This is a genomic window from Bradyrhizobium sp. SZCCT0231, from assembly GCF_018130245.1.
GTDB classification, from domain to species: Bacteria; Pseudomonadota; Alphaproteobacteria; order Rhizobiales; family Xanthobacteraceae; genus Bradyrhizobium; species Bradyrhizobium japonicum_F.
In genome coordinates, this window is record NZ_JAFCKP010000001.1 from 725,073 (window position 1) to 751,460 (window position 26,388).

Here is a 26,388-nt window from a genome sequence, read left to right on the forward strand (position 1 = left end):
CATGTCGAGCCCGTTCGAGTCCTATGACGACCTCGAAGACGCCGACGAGCGGCTTCAGGCCGCCGATCCCGCCGAGCGCCGCGTCGCCATCATCGCGCTCGGCCATTCCGGCGATCCCGCCGCGGTCGTGCATCTCGCCAACATGGTCGCCGATCCCGATACCGGCGTGCGCCAGCAGGTCGCGATGGCGCTCGGCGAGTTCGACGGGCCGGAGGCGGCGAGCGCGCTGGTCAAGCTGCTGGTCGATCCTGAGAGAATCGTCGCTGCAGCCGCGGCCGACAGCATGGCCGAGTTCAAGGATCCCGCCTGTGCCGAGATCATCCTGCCGTTGGTCAAGCACGCTCACGCCTTCGTCCGCATGGGCGCGCTGCGCGCGCTCAAGGAATTACGCTGCAAGGACACGCTGAAGCCAGCGCTGGAAGCGCTCCAGGACACTGACGCCGCCGTGCGCGTGCAGGCGATTGGGGTGATCGGCTTCCTCAAGCTGGAAGAGTCCATCCCGGCGTTGACGGCGCTGATCAATGATCCCGACGCCCATGTGCGCCGCGCCGCGGTGAGTGCGCTGGCCTTTTCCCAGATGAAGCCTGCGGCCGAGACGATCACGCGCGCGCTGAAGGATTCGGACTGGATGGTGCGCGAGATGGCCGCGGAAACGCTGGGTCTCAACGTCAACGGTGCGACCGCGGCCGATCAGCTCGTGGCCTCGCTCGCCGACGAGTTCTGGCAGGTGCGGCTGAGGGCGATCCGCAGCCTCGGCAAGATGAAGATCGAGCGCGCGGTGCGGCCGATCGGCAATTGCATCAACCACGACCAGGCCAATTTGCGGAAAGAAGCCGCCGCCGCGCTCGGCGAGATCGCCCATCCCGATGGCGAGGCGTTCCTGGCCGTCATCGCCGATGATGCCGATCCCGACGTCCGCAAGAACGCGCGCTGGGCGCTCCAGCAGATTGCGGCCCGCAAGGCGCGGGCAGGGGCATAACAGAGGGGCTGCTGCCGCTCTGGACTTCCCCTGCCAGACGTTTATTTGTCTTCGCCAACGGGATCGGCTGCGGTTTGAACGCGGCCGATCCTCAGAAACAGCGAGGACGCGGCCATGACGAATTTGACTGTAAAAGACCTTCTCCCCGAGGACGGAACACGGGGAACGCTGGCCGGTCGCGTCTGGCTGCCGCAGGCGAACGGTCCGGCCGTCGTTGCCGTGCGCGGCGATGGCGTCTTCGACGTCACTGCCGAGTTTCCGACCATCAGCGCGCTGTGCGAAGAAGACAATCCGGCCAAGGCACTTGCTGTGGTCAAGGGTGAGCGCATCGGCGATCTCGAAGCCATCGTTGCCAACACCGCGCCCGATGGTCGCGACCCCAACAAGCCCTGGCTGCTCGCGCCCGTCGACCTCCAGACGCTGAAGGCTGCCGGCGTCACCTTTGCCATCTCGATGCTGGAACGCGTGATCGAGGAACGGGCGAAGGGCAATCCGGCCTCGGCCGAGGCCATTCGCAAGGAGGTGACGCGGCTGATCGGCGACGATCTGTCGAAGCTCAAGCCGGGCTCGGACCAGGCGATGCATTTGAAGCAGGTGCTGATCGACCAGAACGCCTGGAGCCAATATCTCGAAGTCGGCATCGGCCCGGATGCCGAGGTCTTCACCAAGGCGCCGACCCTGTCCTCGGTCGGCACCGGCATGGATGCCGGGCTGCATCCGAAGTCGACCTGGAACAATCCTGAGCCCGAGCTCGTGCTCTTCGTGTCGAGCCGCGGCAAGATCGTCGGCGGTGCGCTCGGCAACGACGTCAACCTGCGCGACTTCGAAGGGCGTTCGGCGCTGCTGCTGTCGAAGGCCAAGGACAACAACGCCTCGTGCTCGATTGGTCCGCTGCTGCGTCTGTTCGACGACACCTTCACGCTCGACGATGCGCGCAAGCTCGACGTCAGCCTGAACGTGACGGGCACGGACGGTTTCGTTCTCGACGGCCATTCCTCGATCAGCAAGATCAGCCGCGATCCGATCGATCTCGTCGCGCAGACCATCGGCAAGGTGCATCAATATCCCGACGGCTTCGTGCTGTTCCTCGGCACCATGTTCGCTCCCGTGAAGGATCGCGATGCGCCGGGGCAGGGGTTCACCCACAAGCGCGACGACATCGTCACGATCTCGGCGCCCCAGCTCGGCAAGCTCGTGAACCGCATGCGCACCAGCGACGAGTGCGAGCCCTGGACCTTCGGCATCGGCGCGCTGATGAAGAATTTGGCGCAGCGGAAGCTGATCTAGTGCGTCGCCTTCGCCTATCCCCGCTTGCGGGGAGAGGCCGGAATTTGCGAAAGCAAATTCCGGGTGAGGGGGAGTCTCCGCGATTCGATCTGTTCGATGGACCAGGAGCTCCATTCACGTCGTCATTGCGAGCGCAGCGAAGCAATCCAGAGTCTTTCCGCGGAGGGATTCTGGATTGCTTCGCTGCGCTCGCAATGACGGGAGGAGAGGTTGCGACTCCATCGGTTACCGTCCCTGCGGAGACTCCCCCTCACCCCAACCCTCTCCCCGCAAGCGGGGCGAGGGGGCGCACCTTCACTGCGATGACCACGTGAAGCTCCATCAGCTCGCACAATTTCCTTCATCTGCGCGTTGCATCCGCGGAACAAAATCGCGCTGAGCGTGTCTTAAAACCGCGTGCCGCCGCTCGTGCGCGTTTTCCTCCAAATAGTAAAATAATATGACTAGTCGGAACCCGTCTTCCGTGAAATAGTGCCTTCCGCCGCCCAAATGGCCGGCCTGCGGGTGCCATGCTACCAATCGGCGCCCCGGATAACATCTTGGGAGACGCGCCTGATGACCCCTAAAGCCCTCTTTGCGGCCAGCGCCATGGCCGCCTTGCTGCTCGCGCTGCCGGCCAGTGCCGGCCAGCTCACCATCGGCTTCTCGCAGATCGGATCGGAATCCGGCTGGCGGGCGGCTGAGACTTCGGTCTCCAAGCAGGAAGCCGCCAAGCGCCAGGTCAATCTCAAGATCGCCGACGCCCAGCAGAAGCAGGAGAACCAGATCAAGGCGATCCGCTCCTTCATCGCGCAGAACGTCGATGCGATCTTCCTTGCGCCTGTCGTCTCGACCGGCTGGGATTCGGTGCTGAAGGAAGCCAAGGAGGCCAAGATTCCGGTCGTGCTGCTCGACCGCGACATCGATCCTTCCGGCAAGGAGCTCTATCTCACCGCCGTCACCTCCGACAGCGTGCACGAAGGCGCCGTCGCCGGCGACTGGCTGGCGAAGACGGTCGGCAACAAGGCCTGCAACATCGTCGAATTGCAGGGCACGGTCGGCGCCAGCGTCGCCGCCAACCGCAAGAAGGGCTTTGACACTGCGATTGCCAAGCACGCAAATCTGAAGGTGGTGCGCAGCCAGACCGGCGACTTCACCCGCGCCAAGGGCAAGGAGGTGATGGAGAGCTTCATCAAGGCCGAAGGCGGCGGCAAGTCGATCTGCGCGGTCTATGCCCACAACGACGACATGATGGTCGGCGCGATCCAGGCGATGAAGGAAGCCGGCCTCAAGCCCGGCAAGGAGATCCTCACCGTCTCGATCGACGCGGTGCCCGACATCTTCAAGGCGATGGCTGCCGGCGAAGCCAACGCCACCGTCGAACTGACGCCGAACATGGCCGGCCCCGCGCTCGATGCCATCGCGGCGTTCAAGGACAAGGGTACGGTACCGCCGAAATGGATCCAGACCGAGTCCAAGCTCTATACCGCCGCCGACGATCCGCAGAAGATCTACGATAGCAAGAAGGGCCTCGGTTACTGAGGCGGGCAATACGCCGGACTGCTTCCAGCGGTCCGGCCCCCTTCGAAACCGCTGCGCGAACGAATAGGCTGGGCGTCCGCATCATCCGCGGACGCCGGTGGGAGTGACGTCGCGATGGAAATCAGTTCCGATCCTGCTTCGCCGCTGCTCGAGGTGCGCGGGATCAGCAAGAGCTTCGGCGCGGTGCGCGCGTTGCAGGAGGTCGACTTCACGCTGCGTGCCGGTGAGATCCATGCGTTGCTCGGCGAGAACGGCGCCGGCAAGTCCACGCTGATCAAAGTCGTCACCGGCGTGTTCGCCCGCGATGCCGGCATTGTCAGGATCAGCGGTGAAGAGGTCGCGCCGCGTTCGGCCAAGGCGGCGCTTGGGGCCGGCATCGCCACGGTCTATCAGGAGGTCAATCTGCTGCCGAATCTTTCGGTGGCGCAGAACCTGTTTCTCGACCGCCAGCCGATGCGCTTCGGCATCGTGCGAGAAGGCGAGATGCGCCGCCGCGCCAAGGCTTTGCTTGCGGATTTCGGCCTCGATATCGACGTCGCCGCGCCGCTCGGCAATTATTCGGTGGCCATCCAGCACGTCACCGCGATTGCCCGCGCGATGGACCTTTCCGCGCGGGTGCTGATCCTGGACGAGCCGACCGCCAGCCTCGACCGCCACGAGGTCGAGATTCTCTTCGGCATCATGCGCAAGCTCGCCGGGCGAGGCATCGGTATTGTTTTCGTCAGTCACTTCCTCGACCAGGTCTACGAGATATCGGACCGCATCACGGTGCTGCGCAACGGCCGCCTCGTCGGCGAGCGCGAGACCGCCTCGCTGCCGCGCCTGGAATTGATCCGCATGATGCTCGGCCGCGAGCTGGCCGAGACCACCAGCGCACGGGCTTCTGCCACCGAGCACGAGGCGCGCGAGATCTGCGCGAGCTTCGAGGGGTACGGCAAGGCCGGTTACGTTGCCCCATTCAATCTCGAGCTGCGCCACGGCGAGGTCGTTGGCCTTGCAGGCCTGCTCGGCTCGGGCCGGACCGAGACGGCGCGGCTGGTGTTCGGTGCCGAGCGCGCCGATCGCGGCCAGGCCAAGGTAGGGGGCGCCCCGGTGCGGTTGCAGACGCCGCGCGACGGCGTGCGCCACGGCTTCGGCTATTGTCCGGAGGAGCGCAAGACCGACGGCATCGTTGCCGAGCTCAGCGTGCGCGAGAACATCGTGCTCGCGCTCCAGGCCAAGCGCGGCCTGCATCGCCCGCTGTCGCGCCGCGAGCAGGACGAGATCGCGCGCCGTTATGTCAAGATGCTCGACATCCGCCCGCCCGATCCGGAGCGCCCCGTCGGCCTGCTCTCCGGCGGCAACCAGCAAAAGGTCTTGCTGGCCCGCTGGCTCGCGACCTCGCCGCGCCTCCTGGTGCTCGACGAGCCGACCCGCGGCATCGACGTCGGCGCGCATGCCGAAATCATCCGCCTGATCCGCGAGCTCTGCGACGATGGGCTTTCGCTGCTCGTGATCTCCTCCGAGCTGGACGAGATCGTGACCTATTCCGACCGCGTGGTGGTGCTGCGCGACCGCGCCCATGTCGAAGAGCTTGCCGGAGGGGCGATCGACGTCGGCAACATTCTCGCGGCGATCGCAGCCGATGGTGCCGCGACTGCGCATGAGGGCCGGGCATGATAGCGCTGCTGCCGCGCCGCGGCCTCGCCCAGATCCTGGCGTTGATCGTCATCCTCGCGGTCGACCGCGTGGTCTCGCCGCAATTCTTCGACCTGCGCCTTCAGGACGGCCGGCTGTTCGGCAGCCTGATCGACGTGCTCAACCGCGGCACGCCGGTGGCGCTGCTCTCGCTCGGCATGGTGCTGGTGATCGCGACCCGCGGAATCGATCTCTCCGTCGGCGCGGTCATGGCGATCTGCGGCGCGATCGCGGCGAGCCTTGCCGACAGTCATGGCCTGCCGGTGGTGCTGGCAGCCGCGCTTGGGGCCGGCCTCGTCTGCGGTCTCTGGAACGGCTTTCTCGTCGCCGTGCTCGGCATGCAGCCGATCGTGGCGACGCTGATCCTGATGGTCGCGGGGCGCGGCATCGCCCAGCTTATCACCGAGGGGCGGATCGTGACGTTCTCCTCACCGGATCTGGTCTGGCTCGGCAATGGCTCGGTGCTCGGCCTGCCGGTGCCGGTCGTGATTGCCTTGGGCATGCTGATCCTCACCGGCGCAGTCGTGCGCGGCTCCGCGCTCGGGCTGCTGATCGAGGCGACCGGCGGCAATGCGCGGGCAAGCGAGCTGGCCGGCGTCGGCACCCGCGCCATGATCCTGGCTGTTTATGTCTGGTGCGGCGTCTGCGCCGCGCTCGCCGGCGTGATCGCAGCGGCCGATATCATGGGAGCTGATGCCAACAATGCCGGCCTCTGGCTCGAGCTCGATGCCATCCTCGCCGTGGTGATCGGCGGCACCTCGCTGTTCGGCGGCCGCTTCAGCCTTGTGCTCGCGGTGCTGGGTGCGCTGATCATCCAGACCATGAACACCGGCATCCTGCTGTCGGGCTATCCGCCGGAGTTCAACCTGCTGGTCAAGGCGGTGGTGGTGCTCGCAGTTCTGCTGCTGCAATCGCCGAAATTCTCTGGTCTTGCCGGCATCGCCGCGCGGCTGCGGAGGACCAAGGCATGAAAGGCCTGCCGCCCGTCCTCATCACCGCCATCGTGCTCGTTGCGGGCTTCGCACTCTGCGCCGTGCAATTCCCCAACATCGCCTCCACCCGCGTGGTCGGCAACCTCCTCACCGACAATGCCTTTCTCGGTATCGTTGCGGCCGGCATGACATTTGTGATCATCTCCGGCGGCATCGATCTCTCGGTCGGCTCGGTGATCGGCTTCACCACCGTGTTCGTCGCGCTGGCGATCGAGCGCTGGGGCGTTCCGCCGCTGGTCGCCTTCGTTGCGATCCTCGCGCTGTCGGCGGCCTTTGGCGCGGCGATGGGCGCGGTCATCCACGTATTCGACCTGCCCCCCTTTATCGTCACGCTCGCCGGCATGTTCCTCGCCCGCGGTGCAAGCTTCCTGCTGTCGACGGAATCGGTGCCGATCACCGCGCCGGTCTATTCGACGGTATCGGATTTTGCGCTGCGGATGCCCGGCGGCGGACGATTGACGTCGATTGCAATCATCATGCTCGCGATCGTGATCGGCGGCGCACTGCTGCTGCATCTCACCCGGTTCGGCGCCAACGTCTATGCGCTCGGGGGCAGCCGGACCACCGCGAGCCTGATGGGCGTTGCCGTCGGCAAGATGACGATCAAGATCTACATGCTGTCGAGCCTGCTGGCTGGAATCGCCGGCATCGTCTTCTCCTTCTACACCAGCGCCGGCTATTCGCTCTCCGCCGTCGGCGTCGAGCTCGACAGCATCGCCGCCGTCGTGATCGGCGGCACGCTGCTCACGGGCGGGCAGGGATCGGTGATCGGCACCTTCCTCGGCGTGCTGATCCAGGGCATGATCCAGACCTACATCAATTTCGACGGCACGCTGTCGAGCTGGTGGACCAAGATTGCGACCGGCGTGCTGCTGTTCGCTTTCATCGCCTTGCAGCAGGGGCTGGTTGCGCTTGCACGCCGGCCGGTGAGGAAGAGTGCAGGAGCAACCACATGACCTCGCGCATCGTCGTCATCCCGACGCGGCGGGCCCACTCCAACCATGCAGAGGTGGCCCGCTCGATCGGCGTCGACATCATCGCCGGCCGCTATGCGGAGGGGACGCGGCTGCCAGGTGATGCCGAGATGATCGCGATGTTCGGGGTGTCGCGGCCGGTGCTGCGGGAGAGCGTGAAGACGCTGGTCGCCAAGGGGCTGCTCACCACCAAGGCGCGGGTCGGCACCGTCGTGCGCGAGCGCGGCGCCTGGAACATGTTCGATGCCGACGTGCTGGCCTGGCACCTGGACGCCGGCATCGACAAGCGCTTCCTCAACGACCTTGCCGAGATCCGTCTCGCGGTCGAGCCGCGTGCGGCGATGCTCGCCGCAGTGCAGCGGTCCGAGGAGGACCTGGCCGAGCTCCGCCGCAGCATGGAGCGCATGCGGCATGAGGCCTCCGACTCGGTGGGCTTTGCCGACGCCGATCTCGCGCTTCATGTGGCCGTGGCGCGTGCCTCCGGCAATCTGTTCATGCGTTCGATCGGGCATGTCATCGAGGCCGCGCTGCGCGCCTCGTTCCTGCTCAGCGCCCCGGTCGAGCCGGAGGACCGCGACACCGTGCTGCTCTGGCATCAGAAGATCGTCGATGCCATTGCCGGCGGCGACGCCGACGCCGCCTCCGAAGCGATGATCTTCGTCATTCACAACGGTATGCATCGCCATGAGGACGCCGCGATCGAGACTGCGCCGGGCGAGGTGCTGCCATCCGCGAAATCTGGAGAAAGATCGTGACCGAGCTTCGCATCGCCATCGTCGGGTTCGGCAAGATCGCGCGCGACCAGCATGTCGGCGCGATCGCCGCGGTGCCGGGGGCGAGGTTGGCTGCGGTGGCGAGCCGCAACGCCTCGCTGCCGGAATTGCCGCATTTCGCCACAATCGAGGAATTGCTGGAGGAGGGGCCGCCGATCGACGCGGTGTCGCTCTGCACGCCGCCGCAGGTGCGCCGGGCCCAGGCCGCAGCCGCGCTCGCCGCCGGCAAGCATGTCATGCTGGAGAAGCCACCCGGCGCCGGCGTTGCCGAGCTTGATCCGCTGATCGCGATGGCGTCGGGTGCGAAGCGGACATTGTTTGCGACCTGGCATTCGCGCCATGCGCCGGCGGTCGAACCGGCGCGGCAATGGCTGGCCGCGCGCCGCATTGCTTCCGTGCACATCAGCTGGAAGGAAGACGTCCGTGTCTGGCATCCCGGGCAGGGCTGGATTTGGGAGCCGGGGGGGCTCGGCGTGTTCGATCCCGGCATCAATGCGCTGTCGATCCTGACCAGGATTCTGCCGAAGCCAGTGTTCGTCACCGCGGCCGAGCTGGCCTTTCCAGCCAACCGCCAGGCGCCGATCGCGGCGAACCTGACACTGACGGATATCAGCGGTCTGCCTGTCACCGCCGAGTTCGATTTCCGCCAGACCGGGCCGCAGAGCTGGGATATCCTTGTCGAAACCGATCAGGGCCGGCTCACTCTGTCCAGCGGTGGCGCGCGCATGGCCGTCGACGGCAAGGTGCTTGCCGAGGCGCCGGATCAGGAATATCGCGGACTCTACCGGCGCTTCGTCGAGCTCGCGGCGACCGGCGCAAGTGACGTCGACCTGACGCCGCTTCGCCTCGTCGCCGACGCCTTCCTGCTGGGCAAGCGCACGATCGTCGAACCGTTCGTGGATTGAGCATGGCCGCATCAAGAATCACGAGAGACGTTTTCGGAACGCTGCCCGACGGCCGCAAGGTCGAGCGCGTCGTGCTGCGCGGGGAGGGCGGCTTCGAGGCCCGCATCATCAGCCATGGCGCCGTGCTCCAGGCGTTGATCGCGCCGGACGCCAAAGGCGGGTACGACGACGTCGTACTCGGCCATGACGCGTTCGCCGGCTACCTCGCCGAACGAAAGTTCTTCGGCGCCACGGTCGGCCGCTACGCCAACCGCATCGCCAAGGGGCAGTTTTCGCTTGATGGCGAGACGGTGCAGCTTCCCGTCAACAACGGCCCGAACGCGCTGCATGGCGGCCTGGATGGTTTCGACCGCAAGCTCTGGGAGATTGCGGAGATCGACGAGGGCACCGAACCCGCGGTGGCGCTCACCTATGTCAGCCCGCATGGCGAAGAGAACTATCCCGGCCGGCTCGACGTGCGCGTGACCTATCGCCTCACCGGCCCGGCCGAGCTGTCGCTGCTGATGGAGGCGCGGACCGACCGGCCGACCATCGTCAACCTGACCAACCACAGCTTCTTCAACCTCGAGGGCGCGACGTCGGGTACGTCCATTCTCGATCACCGCTTGATGGTCGCCGCCGACCAGTTCCTCGCCATCGATCCCACGGCCATTCCGCTGCCGGAGCCGCCGCGTGCGGTTGCCGGCACGCCGTTCGATTTCCGCAGGGCCCGGCCGGTCGGCGAGCGGATCCGTGAGAGCGATCAGCAATTGCAAAACGGCAGGGGCTACGACCACACCTACTGCCTCGGGCGCGACGGCAAGCTTGCGCTCGCAGCGCGGCTCGAGGCGCCGCGCTCCGGGCGCATCATGGAGCTGTTCACCGATCAGCCCGGACTCCAGGTCTATTCAGGCAACTATCTCGACGGCACCATTTCGGGCAAGGGCGGCAAGCTCATCCGTCAATCGGACGCCATGTGCCTGGAGCCGCACATCTGGCCTGACGCGCCGAACCGGCCGGACTTCCCGAGCCCGCGCCTTGATCCCGGCGGGGTGTATCGCCATCAGACCGTCTATCGCTTATCGGTGAGGTCGCCATGATGGAGCAGGTGCCAACGACTGTCCTCTCGGACCATCCTTGCCATCTCGGCGAAGGTCCGACCTATGACGTGACCACCGACACGGCCTGGTGGTTCGACATCCGTGAAGGGCTGCTGTTCGAGGCGCATCTGGGGAGCGGCGCGATCCGCGTTCACGCGCTCGGCCGGATGGCAAGCGCGCTCGGGCGCATCGATGCCGAGCGGCAGTTGATCGTCGCGGCGGACGGACTCTACATTCGAGTGCTTGCCGATGGTGCGATGACGCTGTTCTGTCCGCTCGAAGCGGACAATCCGGCGACGCGCTCAAATGATTGCCGCGTGCATCAATCCGGCACGTTCTGGATCGGCACCATGGGCAAGAAAGCCGAACCGAAGGCGGGCGCGATCTATGCGCTCCATCGCGGCAAGATCTCGATGCTGTTTCCCGGCATCAGCATTCCCAATTCGATCTGCTTCTCGCCTGACGGCGCCACCGCCTACTTCACCGACACCCCGCGCGCGGTGCTCTATGCCGTACCGCTCAATCCCGCGACCGGCCTGCCGCGCGGCGAGCCCGAGGTGCTGCTGCGCCACAGCGGCATCGGCGGCCTCGACGGCTCGGTGTGCGACGCCGACGGGCAGATCTGGAATGCGTGCTGGGGCGCGAGCCGGATCGACGTCTACTCGCCGCAGGGCGAGCGCCTGCGCTCGCTGAGCGTGCCGACAAAGCAGGCGAGCTGTCCCGCCTTCGTCGGCTCTGATCTGTCGCGCCTCCTCGTCACCTCGGCCTGGCAGGACATGGATGCCGCCGCACGCGCCGCCGATCCGCAAGCCGGCTGCACTTTTCTACTGGAGGCATCCGCGCGCGGATGCGCGGAGCCCGACGTCAAGCTCGCATAGGAGACCAGAGGCAGCCGACGACCACGTTCTCGACGCGACGAAGAAAACAGTCTGACACCCAAGGGAGTGAAACATGATGAAACTGAAGACGACATTTCTCGCGCTGGCCCTGGCCGGTGCTGCTACGATGGCCGCAGGCGTCACCGCCTCCGCCCAGAAGGCGACTGTCGGCATCGCCATGCCGACCAAATCCTCGGCGCGCTGGATCGACGACGGCAACAACATGGTCAAGGTGCTGAAAGAGCGCGGCTACAACACCGACCTGCAATATGCCGAGGACGACATTCCGAACCAGCTCTCGCAGGTCGAGAACATGGTGACCAAAGGCGCCAAGGCGCTGGTGATCGCCGCGATCGACGGCACCACGCTGTCCGACGTGCTCAAGCAGGCAAAAGCAAAAGGCATTACCGTGATCGCCTATGACCGGCTGATCCGCGGCACGCCGAATGTCGACTATTATGCGACCTTCGACAATTTCCAGGTCGGCGTGCTCCAGGCAGAGTCGATCGTGCAAGGGCTCGGCCTGAAGGACGGCAAGGGTCCTTTCAACATCGAGCTGTTCGGCGGCTCGCCCGACGACAACAACGCCTACTTCTTCTACAACGGCGCGATGAGCGTGCTGAAGCCGTATATCGACAGCGGCAAGCTCGTCGTCGTGTCCGGCCAGATGGGCATGGACAAGGTCGCGACCCTGCGCTGGGACGGCGCCACCGCGCAGGCGCGCATGGACAATCTGCTCAGCGCCTACTACGGCAACAAGAAGATCAATGCCGTGCTGTCGCCCTATGACGGCATCTCGATTGGCATCATCTCCTCGCTGAAGGGCGTCGGCTATGGCAGCGCCGACCAGCCGATGCCTGTTATCTCGGGCCAGGACGCCGAGGTGCCCTCGATCAAGGCCATGCTGCGCGGCGACCAGTATTCGACCATCTTCAAGGATACCCGCGACCTCGCCAAGGTGACCGCCGACATGGTCGACGCCGCGCTCGCCGGCAAGGAGGTCACGGTGAACGACACCAAGACCTACGAGAACGGTGTCAAGACCGTGCCGTCCTATCTGCTCAAGCCGGTGGTGGTTTACAAGGACAATTGGGAGAAGACCCTGGTCGACAGCGGCTACTACAAGAAGGCGCAGTTCCAGTGAGCTTCTTTCTTCTCCCTCTCCCCGTTCTTACGGGGAGAGGGTCGGGGTGAGGGGCTCTCTCCGCACGGGCAGTGGTTGCTATGCACTCCGTCATTGCGAGCGCAGCGAAGCAATCCAGTCTGCTATCGCGGAGAGAGTTTGGATTGCTTCGCTGCGCTCGCAATGACGACGTGGAGGCCGCGATATCATCCGGCCTCTCCCCGCACGCGGGGAGAGGCGAAGTAACGCAAGGGACACCAAAGCCATGACCGCCATGCTGGAGATGCGCAACGTCAGCAAAAGCTTTGCCGGTGTGCAGGCGCTGCGCGACGTCAACTTCTCGGTTCGCGCCGGGCAAATCCACGCGCTTGTCGGCGAGAACGGCGCCGGCAAGTCGACGCTGATGAAGGTGCTGAGCGGGGTCTATCCGCACGGCAGCTACGAGGGCACCATCGTCTTCGAGGGCGAGGAGCGGCGCTTCCGCGACATCAACGATTCCGAGGCGCTCGGCATCATCATCATCCACCAGGAGCTGGCGCTGATCCCGCTGATGTCGATCGCGGAAAACATCTTCCTGTCGCATCCGCCGTCGAAGTTAGGGGTGATCGACCGCGACGAGGTCTACCGGCGCACGCGCGAGCTGCTGGCGCAGGTCGGCCTGAAGGAGTCCCCGGATACGCTGATCACCGATCTCGGCGTCGGCAAGCAGCAGCTCGTCGAGATCGCCAAGGCACTATCCAAGCGGGTGCGGATGCTGATCCTGGATGAGCCGACCGCGAGCCTCAACGAGGCCGACAGCGCCGCGCTGCTCGAACGCCTGATGGCGTTCCGCGAGCAGGGCATCGGCTCGATCCTGATCTCGCACAAGCTGAACGAGGTCGCCAAGGTCGCCGACCACATCACGGTGCTGCGCGATGGCCGCACGGTGGACAGCATCGACTGCCATGCCGAGCCGATCCAGGAGGACCGCATCATCCGCAGCATGGTCAATCGCGATATGGCGCACCGTTTCCCGGAGCGCAGCGTGAAGATCGGCGAGCCCGTGCTCGACGTCGCGAATTGGTCGGTCTATCACCCCATCCATCCCGAACGGCAGGTGATCAAGAACGTCGATTTCGGCGTCAGGCGCGGCGAGGTCGTGGGCATCGCCGGCCTGATGGGCGCCGGCCGCACCGAATTCGCGATGAGCCTGTTCGGCCGCTCCTGGGGCACCAATATCAGCGGCCATATCCGGCTCGAGGGCCGGGAGATCGCGCTGCCGAGCGTCGCGGCCGCGATCGACGCCGGCCTTGCCTATGTCACCGAGGACCGCAAGCAGCTCGGCCTGATCCTCGCCGACGACGTCCGCAAGAACATCACGCTGGCGAGCCTCGACCAGGTCGCGCCCGGCCGCGTGATCGACGACATCGCCGAGCTCAAGGTCGCCAGCGACTACCGCAACCGCATGCGCATCCGCTGCTCCGACGTCTACCAGGAGACCGGCCAGCTTTCCGGCGGCAACCAGCAGAAGGTGGTGCTGTCGAAATGGCTGATGACCGACCCCAAGGTCCTCATCCTGGACGAGCCGACGAGGGGCATCGACGTCGGTGCCAAATACGAGATTTACTGTATCATCAACGAGCTGGCCGAGGCCGGCCGCGGCGTCGTGGTGATCTCCTCGGAGATGCCCGAGCTGCTCGGCATCTGCGACCGCATCTGCGTCATGAACGACGGCGCCTTTGTCGGGGAGTTCAGGGGATCGGAGGCGACGCAGGAAAAGATCATGCGCGCCATCATGCGCAACGAACGAAGCATTGGGAACGCCGCGCCCGCGGCCGCGGAGATGGGAGGATCGCAGCCATGACCGACAAGACGGTGTCGCTGCCCGAGGAGCGCCGGCACGGCAGCTTCATCAAGAACAATTTGCGCAATTACGGCATGCTGATGTCGCTGATCGCGATCATGCTGTTCTTCCAGGTCATGACCGGCGGCACGCTGCTGCAGCCGCTCAACCTCACCAACCTGGTGCTGCAGAACAGCTACATCGTCATCATGGCGCTCGGCATGCTGCTGGTGATTGTCACCGGCCATATCGATCTCTCGGTCGGCTCGGTCGCGGGCTTCATCGGCGCTGTCGCCGCTGTTCTCATGGTGACCTATAAGGTCGACTACACACTTGCCTTCATCGCCTGCCTCCTGGTCGGTGCCGCCATTGGCGCCGCACAGGGCTATTGGGTGGCCTATTTCAAGATCCCGTCCTTCATCGTGACGCTGGCCGGCATGCTGGTGTTCAAGGGACTGGCGCTCGCGGTGTTGCAGGGCCAGTCGCTCGGCCCGTTCCCGCCGACCTTCCAGAAATTGTCCTCCGGCTTCATTCCGGAGCTGCTGCCCGAGGCCGGCACGCTGCACCCGACCTCCATGCTGATCGGCGCCGTGCTTGCGCTCGGCCTCGTCTACGCCAGCGCCAAGGGCAGGTCGCGTGAGCAGTCGCACGGCATCGAGGTCGAGCCTTACGTGTTCTTTCTCGGCAAGAGCATTTTGCTCGCCTGCGCCGTGCTCTATTTCACCTATCTGATCGCCTCGCATCGCGGCCTGCCCAACGTGCTGGTGATCATGACCGCGCTGATCGCGCTCTATGGTTTCGTCACCCGCCGCACCGTGATCGGCCGGCAGATCTACGCGGTCGGCGGCAACGCCAAGGCGGCGAGCCTGTCGGGCATCAAGACCGAGCGGCTGACCTTCCTGACCTTCGTCAACATGGGCGTGCTCGCCGCGCTCGCCGGCCTCGTCTTCGCCGCGCGCCTCAACACCGCGACCCCGAAAGCCGGCCTCGGCTTCGAGCTCGACGTCATCGCCGCCTGCTTCATCGGCGGCGCCTCGGCCTATGGCGGTGTCGGCCGCGTCGGCGGTGCCGTGGTCGGCGCCATGATCATGGGCGTGATGAACAACGGCATGTCCATCCTCGGCATCGGCATCGACTATCAGCAGGTGATCAAGGGCCTGGTGCTGCTCGGGGCCGTCTGCATCGACGTGTATAACCAGCGGCGGTAGCCGATCTCGTAGGGTGGGTTAGCCTCGCGGCTGCGCGAAGCGCTGTCCGCCAGGCGTAACCCACCACTTTTGTATCCGCGGAAACTAAAGTGGTGGGTTACGCCGAGCAGATGCGCTTCGCACATCTGCAGGGCTAACCCACCCTACGATTACTGCGTCGTGAACAGCACCGCCGCGATCGCGACGGAGAGGCTCACCGCCGAGACGGTCGCCACCGTCGACAAGACCCCCATGCGCTTGAGCGCAATGGCAAAGGCGATGATGATGGGGGTCGCGGTCATCAACCCGATCTGTGCATCACTCATGTGATCGTTCGCCACTCTTGGGAACCCTGAGCCGGTTCGTACCGCGATCCGGTCGGCCGAACGTTGCGTCGGCGCAAACAAACGCCTCGGCAATTCCCCAGTTTGTCCTGCGACAAATTCCGAACCGGACGGGTCAGCTAAGTCTGGCCGGTGTCCTGATCCGGAAAGACAATGTCGACGGCCGAGTGCGAACAGCAGGGAACCGGCTGGGGAATCCTGGAAGATCTCCCCGGCGATCCCATGATCTGGGTGCTGATCTTCAGCGAACTCGTCGCCTTCGGGCTGTTCCTCGGCGCGTTCTCGGTCGCCCGCGCGATCCACCCCGCGATGTTCGCGGCCGGGCAGGCCATGCTCGATCTAGATCTCGCCGGCCTCAACACCGTCGTGCTGGTGACCAGCGGCTGGGCGGCGGCAAGAGCGACGAAGGCCGCACGCGCCGGAGAACGGCAGGTGGCGCGCTACTGGCTTCTCGGCGCCATGGCGCTCGGCGGTCTTTTCATCGCGATCAAGCTCGCCGAATATGCCGAAGAAATCGGGCGCGGCGTCGGGCTCGAAACCAGCTCGTTCTTCACGCTCTACTTCCTCCTGACCGGCTTTCATCTCCTGCATGTCGGCCTCGGCATCGTCATCCTCGCCGTGGTCTGCCGCCGTGCCGAAACATCCGGCGTCGAGACGGGAACGGCCTTCTGGCACATGGTCGATCTGGTCTGGATCGTCATGTTCCCGATTCTCTATCTGGTGAAATGACGATGCCGGATCGTATCGACATCGCCTGGATCGTGCTGATCGGTCTCGCGCTTGCGACCATCCTGCTGCCACAGCTGATGCCGCGGCCACTGCTCGGCAACGCCCTGCTGCTCGCTTTCGCCGCGCTCAAGGGCCGCCGAATCGTGCTCGATTTCCTCGATCTCCGCGTCGCGCCCGCGCTCTGGCGCGGCCTCGTCAGCGCCTGGATCCTGATCGTGCTGCTGCTTGCCTGGCTCGCCTCCGCCGTCGTCGCCCTGATCTGACGCACTCATTGCGCCCTGACAAAGAACGGGCCGGGCAGAGCGGCAATAAATCACACCATCGCATTTCTTCAGGAATCAACCGGAAAGGATTGGCAATGGCTGAACGCCTGACCAAGTCGGCCGCTCGAAACGTGTTCTACGGCGGCTCGGCCTTTTTCTTCGCCATCTTCATAGGGCTGACGGCGCACAGCCACTACTACATGGCCACGACCTCCACGGACGCGACGATGCTGACGTCGTCGGTCGCCCGCGGCAAGCATGTCTGGGAAAAGAACTCCTGCATCAACTGCCACACGCTGCTGGGCGAGGGCGCCTATTTCGCTCCCGAGGTCGGCAATGTCTGGGATCGCTGGGGCGGCAACGAGGACCCGGCCGCTGCACGCGAGACGCTGAAGGCCTGGATGCAATCGCAACCCTCGGGCGCGCCGGGCCGGCGGCAGATGCCGCAGTTCAACCTCACCGATCAGGAGCTCGACGATCTCGCCGACTTCCTGCAATGGACCGCCAAGATCAAGCGTCAGGAATGGCCGCCGAACAAGGCCGGCTGAGCAAACAGCTTTCCTCTTTCAAGACAGAGAGAATCCGAGATGAAATACCAAACCCAGAAAGTCGCGATGCTGTATTTCTACGGCGCGCTGACTCTGTTCCTCGCGCAGGTCCTGTTCGGCCTTGTCGCCGGAACGATCTACGTCCTGCCCAACACGCTGTCGACGCTCCTGCCGTTCAACATCGTCAGGATGATCCACACCAACGCGTTGATCGTGTGGTCGCTGATCGGCTTCATGGGCGCGACCTACTTCCTGCTGCCTGAGGAAACCGAAACCGAGCTGTACAGCCCGCTGCTCGCGAAGATCCAGTTCTGGATGTTCTTCGGCGCCGCGGGTGTGGCCGTGGTCGGCTATCTCTTCCACTACCACGAGGGCCGCGAATTCCTCGAACAGCCCTTCATCATCAAGGTCGGCATCGTCGTCGTCTGCCTGATGTTCCTGTTCAACGTCACCATGACGGCGTTGAAGGGCCGCAAGACCACCATCACGAACATCCTGCTGTTCGGCCTGTGGGGCGTTGCGATCTTTTTCCTGTTCGCCTTCTACAACCCGGCGAACCTCGCGGTCGACAAGATGTACTGGTGGTACGTCGTCCATCTCTGGGTCGAGGGCGTCTGGGAGCTAATCATGGCCTCCGTGCTCGCCTATCTCATGATCAAGCTCAACGGCATCGATCGCGAGGTCGTCGAGAAGTGGCTCTACGTCATCATTGGGCTCGCGCTGTTCTCCGGCATCCTCGGCACCGGTCACCATTTCTACTGGATCGGCGCGCCCGGTTACTGGCAGTGGATCGGCTCGCTGTTCTCCACGCTGGAGGTCGCGCCGTTCTTCACCATGGTGATTTTCACGGTGCAGATGACCTGGAAGGCGGGCCGCAAGCACCCGAACCGCGCTGCGCTATTGTGGTCGGTCGGCTGCTCGGTGATGGCGTTCCTCGGCGCCGGTGTCTGGGGCTTCCTGCACACGCTGTCCTCGGTGAACTACTACACCCACGGCACGCAGGTCACCGCTGCGCACGGCCATCTCGCCTTCTTCGGCGCCTATGTGATGCTCAATCTGTCCGTCATGGCCTACGCGATCCCGCAGATCAGGGGGCGGGCGCCCTATAACCAGTGGCTCTCCATGGCGAGCTTCTGGATCATGTGCACGGCGATGATGGTGATGACCTTCGCGCTGACCTTCGCCGGGGTGGTCCAGGTTCACCTCCAGCGCGTGCTCGGCCAGGGCTACATGGACGTGCAGGACCAGCTTGCGATGTTCTACTGGGTCCGGCTCGGCTCCGGCGTGTTCGTCGCGATCTCCGCGCTGATGTTCGTGTGGGCCGTGCTGGTGCCCGGTCGCGCCAAGCAGGCGGTCATCCCTGGTGCCTTGCAGCCCGCTGAGTGATGCAAACAGCGGCCGCGGTTCGCCGCGGCCGCCTTCTCAATGTGAAATGCGGAGAACGACCATGAAAGCTGCCCTTCACGCCGTCACTGCGCCTGCGCTGCCGGCCTATGTCGCCGGCGGCACTGAATGCGCGCTGTTCGAGCACGCCTGGCGGCACCAGCTGCCGGTGTTGCTGAAGGGGCCGACAGGCTGCGGCAAGACCCGCTTCGTCGCGCATATGGCGGCGCGGCTGGGATTGCCGCTCCACAACGTCGCCTGCCACGACGATCTCACCGCGGCCGATCTCACCGGCCGCTATCTGCTGCGGGGCGGCGACACAGTGTGGAGCGACGGTCCGCTGACGCGGGCGGTGCGCGAGGGCGGCATCTGCTATCTCGACGAGGTCGTGGAGGCGCGCAAGGACGTCACCGTCGTGCTGCATCCCCTGACCGACGATCGCCGCATCCTGCCGCTGGAGCGCACCGGCGAGGAGCTCGCGGCGCCGAACAGCTTCATGCTCGTGGTCTCCTACAACCCCGGTTACCAGACGCTGCTGAAGGCGCTGAAGCCGTCGACGCGGCAGCGCTTCGTTGCCATCGAGTTCGGCTTCTTAGCCCCGGAGCAGGAGATTGCGGTGGTCGCCGCCGAGAGCGGTCTGTCGCCGGATCGCGTGCGGCCGTTGGTTGCGCTGGCCGGCCGGCTGCGCGCGCTGAAGGGCCATGATCTCGAGGAGGGCGTTTCGACTCGGCTCGTCGTCTATTGCGCGACCCTGATTGCCGCCGGAATGCCGACGGGGGATGTCGTGCTGGCTGGCATGATCGAGCCGCTGACCGATGATGCCGACGTCAAGGCCGCGCTGCTCGACGTCGCACGCGCCGTGATCGGGTGAGGCGGGTCCCATGCTCGATTTCCTCGAACTGGAGGAAACGGTCGGCCGTGCCTGGCACCGGATGGTCGGCGGCACCGCCAGCTTTCCGGTTCATGCCGATCACGCGGTCTCGCTGGCCGAGATGAGAAGCAGGCTTGCGGTGATGTTCCGCGCGCTTGGCGGCGAGACGGGCGTGCAGATCGCGAGCGCCGGCGCGCGCAAGTCCGGGCACAGGCTCGGCTGGCGGCAGCGCATCGGACTCGGCGACGAACGCCTCGAGCAGCCGGGCCGCGACAGCGCAACCATCTTCCTGCCGGATCGCATTGCGATCTTCACCGACCGTGAGCTCAATGCATGCCTCTATCGCTGGCTCGCGGCATGGTTCGCGGTCGCGCCGATCGAGGCGATCGCCGAGACCGATCCGCTCCGGCGCGATCTGCTCGTGCTGCGCCGCGCCGCCGAAACGGCGGTCTTCGTGCTTACGCAGTTTCCCGGGCTCGTCGCCGACTACGCGCAGCTTGCCGCGGCGACCGCCGAGGTCCGGCCGCGGCGCCCCCTGCCGCGCATCGAGCAGGAGATCGAGCAGATCGTTCTCGCCCTGCTTGGCGCCGGACCTGCGCCCGCGGGAAAATTGTGGCCGGCGATGATGGGAACGGGCCCGCTGCCGGACAAGGCGCCGCCGGGCTATCGTCCCATCCTGCCGTGCCCGCTCTGGGGCGATTGCTGGACGCGCGAGCTGTCGGCCGCGCATGCGGGCGCGGATGAATGCGCTGGTGGTGCGGAGCCCGCGACCCAGGACAATCGCAAGCGCTTTGCCGTGCGCGAGCGCGAGGACGGCGCCAATCGCCGCGATCCCTTCGTGCTCAATCGCTTCGAAAAAATCCTCGCGATGGCCGAGATGGTCAATGTCGATCGCCCCGCGGATGACAGCGAGGACGAGGACGCGCAGAAGGCCGCCGACGATCTCGAGGAGATCACGCTCAGCCGCCGCAACGGCAAGCCGGCGAGCCGGTTCAAGTTCGATCTCGACCTGCCGCCGGAGGCCCTCGATGCCTCGCGCCTGAATGCGGACCTGACCTATCCCGAATGGGATTATCGCAGCAGCTCCTATCTGCCCGATCATTGCCGCGTGCTCGCATCTGCCGCTTCTGAGACCGGCGAAAGCTGGACGCCCGACGAGACCATGCGCCGGCACGTTCGCCAGGTGCGCCGCCGCTTCGAGGTCCTGCGGCCGCGCCACGAATTGATGCGGGCCCAGGCCGACGGACATGACCTCGACCTCGACGCGCTGGTGCGTGCGAGGTGCGACCTCCGCGCCGGCAGCAGCAGCGGTCTCGACCGCGTCCACGTGGCGATGCGGCCGCAAGGGCACGATCTCGCCGTCACGCTGCTGGTCGACGTCTCGCTCTCCACGGACGCCTGGGCCAATGGCTACCGCGTGCTCGATGTCGAGAAGGAGGCACTGCTCGTGCTTGCCCACGGCCTGTCCGCCTGCGGCGATCACCACAGCATCCTGACCTTCACCTCGCGCCGGCGGTCCTGGGTGCGGCTCGAAACGGTCAAGGCGTTCGGCGAGCCGATGAGCGGAGTGGTTGAGCGCCGCATCGGCGCGCTCAAGCCCGGCTACTACACGCGTATCGGCGCGGCGGTCCGCCATGCCTCGGCCGAGCTTGCGCGCCAGCCGCAGCGCAAGAAGCTGCTGCTCGTCCTCACCGACGGCAAGCCGAACGACGTCGACCACTATGAGGGGCGCTTTGCGGTCGAAGACACCAGGAAGTCCGTGCAGGAAGCGCGCCGGCTCGGTATCGCGGTGTTCGGCGTGACGATCGACGCGGCGGCGCAATCCTATTTTCCGACGCTGTTCGGGCGCAGCGGCTATGCGATCGTCGGCAACGTGAAGCGATTGCCCGCGGCGCTGCCGGCGATCTACCGGCAGGTGGCGCACTGATGCGGCAACGCCGTGGCGCCGTGTTCTCGCCTGAGCTATTGCTCATAGCTTGGGTATATGATCGAATGGCCGAATGGACCAGGGCCGACCGAAACCCGATCTCATCGTCTTCGACTGCGACGGCGTGCTCGTCGACAGCGAGCTGCTGAGTTGCCGGTGCCTGTCCGAGGTGCTGGCGGAATTCGGTTTCGAGCTCAGCGTGGAGCAGGCGCTCGAGCTCTTTCTGGGGCGCAGCACGGCCGCGATCGGACAGTATTATCGCGAGCGTGGACGAACACTGCCCGATGAATTCCTGCCGCGCCTGAAGGCGCGCGTCCTTGAGACCTTTGCGAAGTCGCTCCAGCCAATCCCCGAGGTCGCCACCGTTTTGTCCGCGCTGAAGGCACCGCGCTGCGTGGCCTCGTCCAGCGACATCGACCGCGTCTCGCTCTCGCTGGACGTGACCGGTCTCTCGTCGCATTTCGACGGCCGGCTCTACACCGCGCAAATGGTCAAGCACGGCAAGCCGGCACCGGACCTCTTTCTCCACGCCGCCGAGAAGATGCGCGCTGATCCTTCACGCACGCTGGTGATCGAGGACAGCGTCAGCGGCGTGCAGGCGGGCAAGGCGGCCGGCATGACCGTCTGGGGATTTGTCGGTGGCGGCCATTATCGCACCCGCGACGGCCGGGCTATATTGTCCGCCGCCGGGGCCGATCGGGTCTTCGCGCGCATGAGCGATTTCTGGGAGGTGTGAGCCCGCATGGCCGCCGAGAACGACAAGTCGAGACTCGACGACGCCGCGCGCGCCGGCTGGCTCTATTTCATTGCCGGCCACACCCAGGACGAGATCGCGAAGATGCTGCAGGTCTCGCGCGCCTCGGCGCAGCGGCTGGTCTCGCTGTGCCTCGCCGAGCGGCTCATCACCTTCCGGCTCGAACATCCCATCGCCGCGTGCATGGAATTGGCGGCGCGGCTGAAGGAGCGGTTCGATCTCGTCCATTGCGAGGTGGTGCCGGCCGATCCCGCCGCGCCGCAGGCGGTGGCTGGAATTGCCGAGCGCTGCGCCAATTTGCTCGATTCCACGCTGCGCTCGGAGACGCCCGTCATCGTCGCACTCGGCACGGGGAGGGCGGTGCGTGCCGCGGTCGAGCGCGTCACGCCGATCGACCGGCCCAATCACCAGATCGTCTCGCTGGTCGGCAACATCTCCGCCGACGGCTCGGCGAGCTTCTACGACACCGTCGGCCGGCTCGCCGACCGCACCGGCGCGCGGCACTATCCGATGCCGCTGCCGTTCCTGATGTCGTCGGAGGACGAGCGCAACAAGATGGTGCGCATCGAGCCGATCGCGAAGGTGAAAGCGGTCGCAGCCAAAGCAGATTTGCGCCTCGTCGGCATCGGCCAGATGGACCAGAAGGCGCAGGTGCACATCGACGGCTTCGTCACCCGCGACGAATTGTTCGAGATGATGCGCCTCGGGGCCATCGGCGAGATCACCGGCTGGGCCTATGACGCGAAAGGCCGCCTGCTCAAGGCCGGCACCAACAAGCGCCTCACCAGCATCCCGCCGGAAGTGCCGGCGAAGGCCACGACCATCGGCGCCGCAGTCGGTGCCGCCAAGGTACCGGCGATTGCGGCCGCGCTGAATGGACGGCTGATCAACGGGCTGATCACGGACGAGGCTACGGCAAGGGCGATCCTGGAGCGGTAGGCGGCGGGCGGTCGCTCCTCACACCTCTGCGAGGTAGGCGGTCTTTCCCCACATAACACCGTCATCGTCCGCGAAGGCGGACGATCCAGTACGCCGCGGCCGAGCTTGGGACAAACCAATAGACGACACGGAGTACTGGATGCCCCGCTTTCGCGGAGCATGACAGCCGTGGGTGACGCAAAACCTCCCATTCCTCCCGCACCGCAGCACTCATAAGTTGCTGGAACACCCGCGCGGCTGCTTGACAACGCGCTGCCCTTGCGCTGAACATACGCCCAACGCGTGGGCATATGCTCAAAAGCGCGAGTCCAAGGGAGGTCACCGTGAAACATGTCCTGGGCGCCGTCTGCGGCGCGTCCTGCCTGCTGCTGGCCGTCCCCGCGATGGCCGAAACGACCCTGACGATCGCCACCGTCAACAATGGCGACATGATCCGAATGCAGGGGCTGACGGGTGAGTTCACCAAGAAGAATCCTGACATCACCGTGAAATGGGTGACGCTGGAGGAGAACGTGCTGCGCCAGCGCGTCACCACCGACATCGCCACCAAGGGCGGCCAGTTCGACGTCCTCACCATCGGCACCTATGAAGTGCCGATCTGGGCCAAGAAGGGCTGGCTGGTACCGCTCGCCAATCTCGGTGCCGATTACGACGTCGCCGATCTCCTGCCGAAGATCAAGGACGCGGTCTCCGCCGACGGCAAGCTCTACGCCGCGCCGTTCTACGGCGAGAGCTCGATGGTGATGTACCGCACCGATCTGTTCGAGAAGGCCGGCCTGAAGATGCCGGAAAAGCCGACCTGGGATTTCGTCATCGACGCGGCCAAGAAGCTCACCGACAAGAGCGGCGGCACCTACGGCATCTGCCTGCGCGGCAAAGCCGGGTGGGGCGAGAACATGGCTTTCCTCTCGGCCATGGCCAATTCCTACGGTGCACGCTGGTTCGACGAGAAGTGGGCGCCGCAGTTCAACACGCCGGAATGGAAGACGACGCTCACCACCTATGTGAACCTGATGAAGGAAGCCGGCCCTCCCGGCGCCAGCTCCAACGGCTTCAACGAGAATCTGGCGCTGTTCAACGCCGGCAAATGTGCGATGTGGATCGACGCCACGGTCGCGGCGTCCTTCGTCACCAATCCGAAGGACTCCAAGGTCGCCGACAAGGTCGGCTTCGCGCTCGCGCCCAACACCGGGCTCGGCAAGAACGCCAACTGGCTGTGGGCCTGGAATCTGGCGATCCCTGCCGGGTCGAAGAAGACGGAAGCTGCCGAGAAGTTCATCGCCTGGGCAACCAGCAAGGACTACACCAAGCTGGTGGCGTCGAAGGAGGGCTGGGCCAACGTGCCGCCGGGCACGCGCACCTCGCTCTACCAGAACCCCGACTATCTAAAGGTCGCGCCGTTCGCCAAGCTGACGCTGGCCTCGATCGACGCCGCCGATCCCAACAAGCCGACGGTGAAGCCCGTTCCTTACGTCGGCGTGCAATACGCCGCGATTCCTGAATTCCAGGGCATCGGCACCCAGGTGGGCCAGCAATTTTCGGCCGCGCTTGCCGGCTCGATGACGGTCGATGCCGCGCTGACCGCGGCGCAATCGGCGACCGAGCGCGAGATGAAGCGCGCCGGCTACATCAAGTGAACCCGAGCTCGACCTCCTGAGCTCCGACTTGCGGCCATCCAAAGTTATGGATGGCCGCCTTCTTCCCGCCAGCGGAGAAGCGGTGATGGCAACCCGGCAGACGCAATTGCTTGCACGGTCGCTCCTGACCCCGGCCGTTGGGCTGCTGTTCATCTGGATGATCGTCCCGCTGGCGCTGACGATCTATTTCTCGACGCTGCACTACAGCCTGCTCGATCCCGGCTCGGAATCGTTCGTCGGCCTGGAAAACTTCCGCTACTTCCTCACCGATCCCGCTTTCCTTGCCTCGCTCCAGAATACGCTGGTGCTGGTCGGCTCCGTGCTGGCGCTGACCATCCTGCTCGGCATTCCGCTGGCGCTGCTGATGGACCAGCCTGTGATCGGGCGCAATTTCGTGCGGCTGATGGTGATCGCCCCGTTCTTCGTGATGCCGACCGTGAGCGCGCTGGTCTGGAAGAACCTGTTGATGCATCCGGTGTCGGGATTGTTCGCCTGGCTCGCTTCGCTGTTCGGTCTGACGCCGATCGATTGGTTCAACGACGTGCCGCTGTTTGCAGTGATCCTGATCGTGACGTGGCAATGGCTGCCGTTCGCGACGCTGATTCTGCTCACCGCGCTGCAATCGCTCGACGAAGAGCAGAAGGAGGCCGCGGAAATGGATGGCGCAAGCGCGGTCTCGACCTTCATCTACATCACTCTGCCGCACCTCGCGCGTCCCATCACGGTGGTGATCCTGATCGAGACCATCTTCCTGCTCACGGTGTTCGCCGAGATCTTCGTCACCACCGGAGGCGGGCCGGGCCTGCAGACCACCAACATCGCCTTCCTGATCTATGCGCAGGCGCTGATCCAGTTCGACGTCGGCAGCGCGTCGGCAGGCGGGCTCGTCGCGGTGGTGATCGCCAACATTGTCGCCTTCTTCCTGGTCCGCATCGTCGGCCGCAACCTGGAGGCCTGACATGGCACGGATGGCGACGACGCGACGGGTGGCGATATCGACGGCGGCGGCCTGGCTGTTCGGCTTCCTGATCTTCTTCCCGATCCTGTGGATGGGGCTGGCGAGCTTCAAGACCGAGCTGGAGGCATTCGCGATCCCGCCATCCTTCCTGTTCTTCCACTGGACCACGGAAAACTACGCGACCGTGCAGGAGCGCAGCGACTATCTGCACCACGCGATGAACTCGATCATCATCGCGGGCGGCTCGACGCTCATTGCGCTCTTGATCGCCATTCCCGCGGCCTGGTCGATGGCGTTCTCGCCGACCAAGCGCACCAAGGACATCCTGCTCTGGATGCTCTCGACCAAGATGATGCCGCCGGTCGGCGTGCTGGTGCCGATCTACCTGATTTACAAGACGTTCGGGCTGCTCGATTCCCGCATCGGCCTGGTCTTGATCCTCTGCCTCGGCAACTTGCCGATCGTGATCTGGATGCTGTTCACCTATTTCAAGGAGATCCCGCGCGACATCTTAGAGGCCGCGCGCATGGACGGCGCCACGATCGGCCGCGAGCTCGTCTACGTGCTGACGCCGATGGCGATCCCGGGGCTGGCGTCCACGCTGCTGCTCAACCTGATCCTGGCCTGGAACGAGGCGTTCTGGACGCTGAACCTGTCGACCTCGAGCGCCGCGCCACTCACCACGTTCATCGCCTCCTATTCGAGCCCGGAAGGGCTGTTCTGGGCAAAGCTGTCGGCGGCGTCCACGCTGGCGATCGCGCCCATTCTCGTCCTCGGTTGGTTCAGCCAGAAGCAGCTCGTGCGCGGGCTCACCTTCGGCGCGGTGAAGTAGGGGGCT

At 65.2% G+C, this 26,388-nt stretch carries 25 protein-coding genes; 24 read left to right on the plus strand and 1 reads right to left on the minus strand.

All coding sequences use genetic code 11. The features are described 5' to 3' along the window. Position 1 precedes the first annotated feature (1 nt). From JQ566_RS03245 to mmsB, 13 genes are all read left to right on the plus strand, one after another. Positions 2–979 carry a HEAT repeat domain-containing protein gene (locus tag JQ566_RS03245; protein WP_212369891.1) on the plus strand — a complete coding sequence of 326 codons (978 nt, stop codon included), beginning with the start codon at positions 2–4 and terminating at the stop codon, positions 977–979. Positions 980–1,093: 114 nt separating this feature from the next. Continuing rightward, complete coding sequence (locus JQ566_RS03250; protein WP_212369894.1) at positions 1,094–2,266, plus strand: fumarylacetoacetate hydrolase family protein; 1,173 nt, start codon at positions 1,094–1,096, stop codon at positions 2,264–2,266. A gap of 555 nt (positions 2,267–2,821) precedes the next feature. Beyond that, entirely contained in the window at positions 2,822–3,787 is a 966-nt protein-coding gene (gene ytfQ, locus JQ566_RS03255) for a galactofuranose ABC transporter, galactofuranose-binding protein YtfQ (RefSeq protein WP_212369897.1), read from the plus strand. Between the two features lie 114 nt (positions 3,788–3,901). Continuing rightward, positions 3,902–5,446: a sugar ABC transporter ATP-binding protein gene (locus tag JQ566_RS03260; protein ID WP_212369900.1), complete on the plus strand. Its 1,545-nt coding sequence runs from the start codon at positions 3,902–3,904 to the stop codon at positions 5,444–5,446. After that, a complete protein-coding gene (locus JQ566_RS03265; protein ID WP_212369903.1) occupies positions 5,443–6,435 on the plus strand; it encodes an ABC transporter permease in 993 nt (330 codons plus the stop codon). The genes JQ566_RS03260 and JQ566_RS03265 overlap by 4 nt, the downstream gene beginning before the upstream one ends. Beyond that, the gene (yjfF, locus tag JQ566_RS03270; RefSeq protein ID WP_212369905.1) at positions 6,432–7,412 is read left to right on the plus strand and encodes a galactofuranose ABC transporter, permease protein YjfF; all 981 of its coding nucleotides are present in this window, start codon (positions 6,432–6,434) and stop codon (positions 7,410–7,412) included. Before JQ566_RS03265 ends, yjfF begins: the two co-directional genes overlap by 4 nt. After that, positions 7,409–8,185: a FadR/GntR family transcriptional regulator gene (locus JQ566_RS03275; RefSeq protein WP_212369908.1), complete on the plus strand. Its 777-nt coding sequence runs from the start codon at positions 7,409–7,411 to the stop codon at positions 8,183–8,185. The genes yjfF and JQ566_RS03275 overlap by 4 nt, the downstream gene beginning before the upstream one ends. Continuing rightward, on the plus strand, positions 8,182–9,108 hold the full coding sequence (locus tag JQ566_RS03280; protein WP_212369911.1) for a Gfo/Idh/MocA family protein: 927 nt from the start codon (positions 8,182–8,184) through the stop codon (positions 9,106–9,108). Before JQ566_RS03275 ends, JQ566_RS03280 begins: the two co-directional genes overlap by 4 nt. Positions 9,109–9,110: 2 nt before the next feature. Further along, on the plus strand, positions 9,111–10,187 hold the full coding sequence (locus JQ566_RS03285) for an aldose epimerase family protein (RefSeq protein WP_212369914.1): 1,077 nt from the start codon (positions 9,111–9,113) through the stop codon (positions 10,185–10,187). Next, positions 10,187–11,065 carry an SMP-30/gluconolactonase/LRE family protein gene (locus JQ566_RS03290; protein WP_212371467.1) on the plus strand — a complete coding sequence of 293 codons (879 nt, stop codon included), beginning with the start codon at positions 10,187–10,189 and terminating at the stop codon, positions 11,063–11,065. The genes JQ566_RS03285 and JQ566_RS03290 overlap by 1 nt, the downstream gene beginning before the upstream one ends. Before the next feature lie 73 nt (positions 11,066–11,138). Continuing rightward, positions 11,139–12,209: a multiple monosaccharide ABC transporter substrate-binding protein gene (chvE, locus tag JQ566_RS03295; protein ID WP_212369917.1), complete on the plus strand. Its 1,071-nt coding sequence runs from the start codon at positions 11,139–11,141 to the stop codon at positions 12,207–12,209. A 244-nt stretch (positions 12,210–12,453) separates the two neighbouring features. Then, entirely contained in the window at positions 12,454–14,031 is a 1,578-nt protein-coding gene (mmsA, locus tag JQ566_RS03300) for a multiple monosaccharide ABC transporter ATP-binding protein (RefSeq protein WP_212369920.1), read from the plus strand. Next, the gene (gene mmsB, locus JQ566_RS03305; protein WP_212369923.1) at positions 14,028–15,218 is read left to right on the plus strand and encodes a multiple monosaccharide ABC transporter permease; all 1,191 of its coding nucleotides are present in this window, start codon (positions 14,028–14,030) and stop codon (positions 15,216–15,218) included. The genes mmsA and mmsB overlap by 4 nt, the downstream gene beginning before the upstream one ends. Positions 15,219–15,367: 149 nt before the next feature. Here the strand turns inward: mmsB and JQ566_RS03310 are convergent, their stop codons facing one another. After that, positions 15,368–15,523, minus strand: coding sequence for a hypothetical protein (locus tag JQ566_RS03310; RefSeq protein ID WP_212369926.1), 156 nt, complete (start codon positions 15,521–15,523; stop codon positions 15,368–15,370). Positions 15,524–15,694: 171 nt separating this feature from the next. Here JQ566_RS03310 and JQ566_RS03315 point away from each other — a divergent pair, with 171 nt between their 5' ends. The 11 genes from JQ566_RS03315 (at position 15,695) to JQ566_RS03365 (ending at position 26,382) form a co-directional block, all read left to right on the plus strand. Continuing rightward, entirely contained in the window at positions 15,695–16,270 is a 576-nt protein-coding gene (locus JQ566_RS03315) for a cytochrome c oxidase subunit 3 family protein (RefSeq protein WP_212369929.1), read from the plus strand. Between the two features lie 2 nt (positions 16,271–16,272). Continuing rightward, on the plus strand, positions 16,273–16,533 hold the full coding sequence (locus JQ566_RS03320; protein WP_212369932.1) for a cytochrome C oxidase subunit IV family protein: 261 nt from the start codon (positions 16,273–16,275) through the stop codon (positions 16,531–16,533). A 95-nt stretch (positions 16,534–16,628) separates the two neighbouring features. Continuing rightward, entirely contained in the window at positions 16,629–17,081 is a 453-nt protein-coding gene (locus JQ566_RS03325; RefSeq protein WP_212369935.1) for a c-type cytochrome, read from the plus strand. Between the two features lie 39 nt (positions 17,082–17,120). Then, positions 17,121–18,467 (plus strand): cbb3-type cytochrome c oxidase subunit I, encoded by a 1,347-nt coding sequence (locus JQ566_RS03330; protein ID WP_212369938.1) that lies wholly within the window; start codon positions 17,121–17,123, stop codon positions 18,465–18,467. 61 nt (positions 18,468–18,528) lie between these two features. Next, on the plus strand, positions 18,529–19,335 hold the full coding sequence (locus JQ566_RS03335; RefSeq protein ID WP_212369941.1) for a CbbQ/NirQ/NorQ/GpvN family protein: 807 nt from the start codon (positions 18,529–18,531) through the stop codon (positions 19,333–19,335). Between the two features lie 10 nt (positions 19,336–19,345). Beyond that, positions 19,346–21,262 (plus strand): nitric oxide reductase activation protein NorD, encoded by a 1,917-nt coding sequence (locus tag JQ566_RS03340; RefSeq protein WP_212369944.1) that lies wholly within the window; start codon positions 19,346–19,348, stop codon positions 21,260–21,262. A 73-nt stretch (positions 21,263–21,335) separates the two neighbouring features. Then, the gene (locus JQ566_RS03345) at positions 21,336–21,998 is read left to right on the plus strand and encodes an HAD family hydrolase (RefSeq protein ID WP_212369946.1); all 663 of its coding nucleotides are present in this window, start codon (positions 21,336–21,338) and stop codon (positions 21,996–21,998) included. 6 nt (positions 21,999–22,004) lie between these two features. Next, the gene (locus tag JQ566_RS03350; RefSeq protein ID WP_212369948.1) at positions 22,005–22,955 is read left to right on the plus strand and encodes a sugar-binding transcriptional regulator; all 951 of its coding nucleotides are present in this window, start codon (positions 22,005–22,007) and stop codon (positions 22,953–22,955) included. 323 nt (positions 22,956–23,278) lie between these two features. Further along, the gene (locus JQ566_RS03355; RefSeq protein ID WP_212369950.1) at positions 23,279–24,592 is read left to right on the plus strand and encodes an ABC transporter substrate-binding protein; all 1,314 of its coding nucleotides are present in this window, start codon (positions 23,279–23,281) and stop codon (positions 24,590–24,592) included. A gap of 85 nt (positions 24,593–24,677) precedes the next feature. Then, complete coding sequence (locus JQ566_RS03360) at positions 24,678–25,550, plus strand: carbohydrate ABC transporter permease (RefSeq protein ID WP_212369952.1); 873 nt, start codon at positions 24,678–24,680, stop codon at positions 25,548–25,550. 1 nt (position 25,551) lies between these two features. After that, a complete protein-coding gene (locus tag JQ566_RS03365) occupies positions 25,552–26,382 on the plus strand; it encodes a carbohydrate ABC transporter permease (protein ID WP_212369954.1) in 831 nt (276 codons plus the stop codon). Positions 26,383–26,388: the final 6 nt, after the last annotated feature.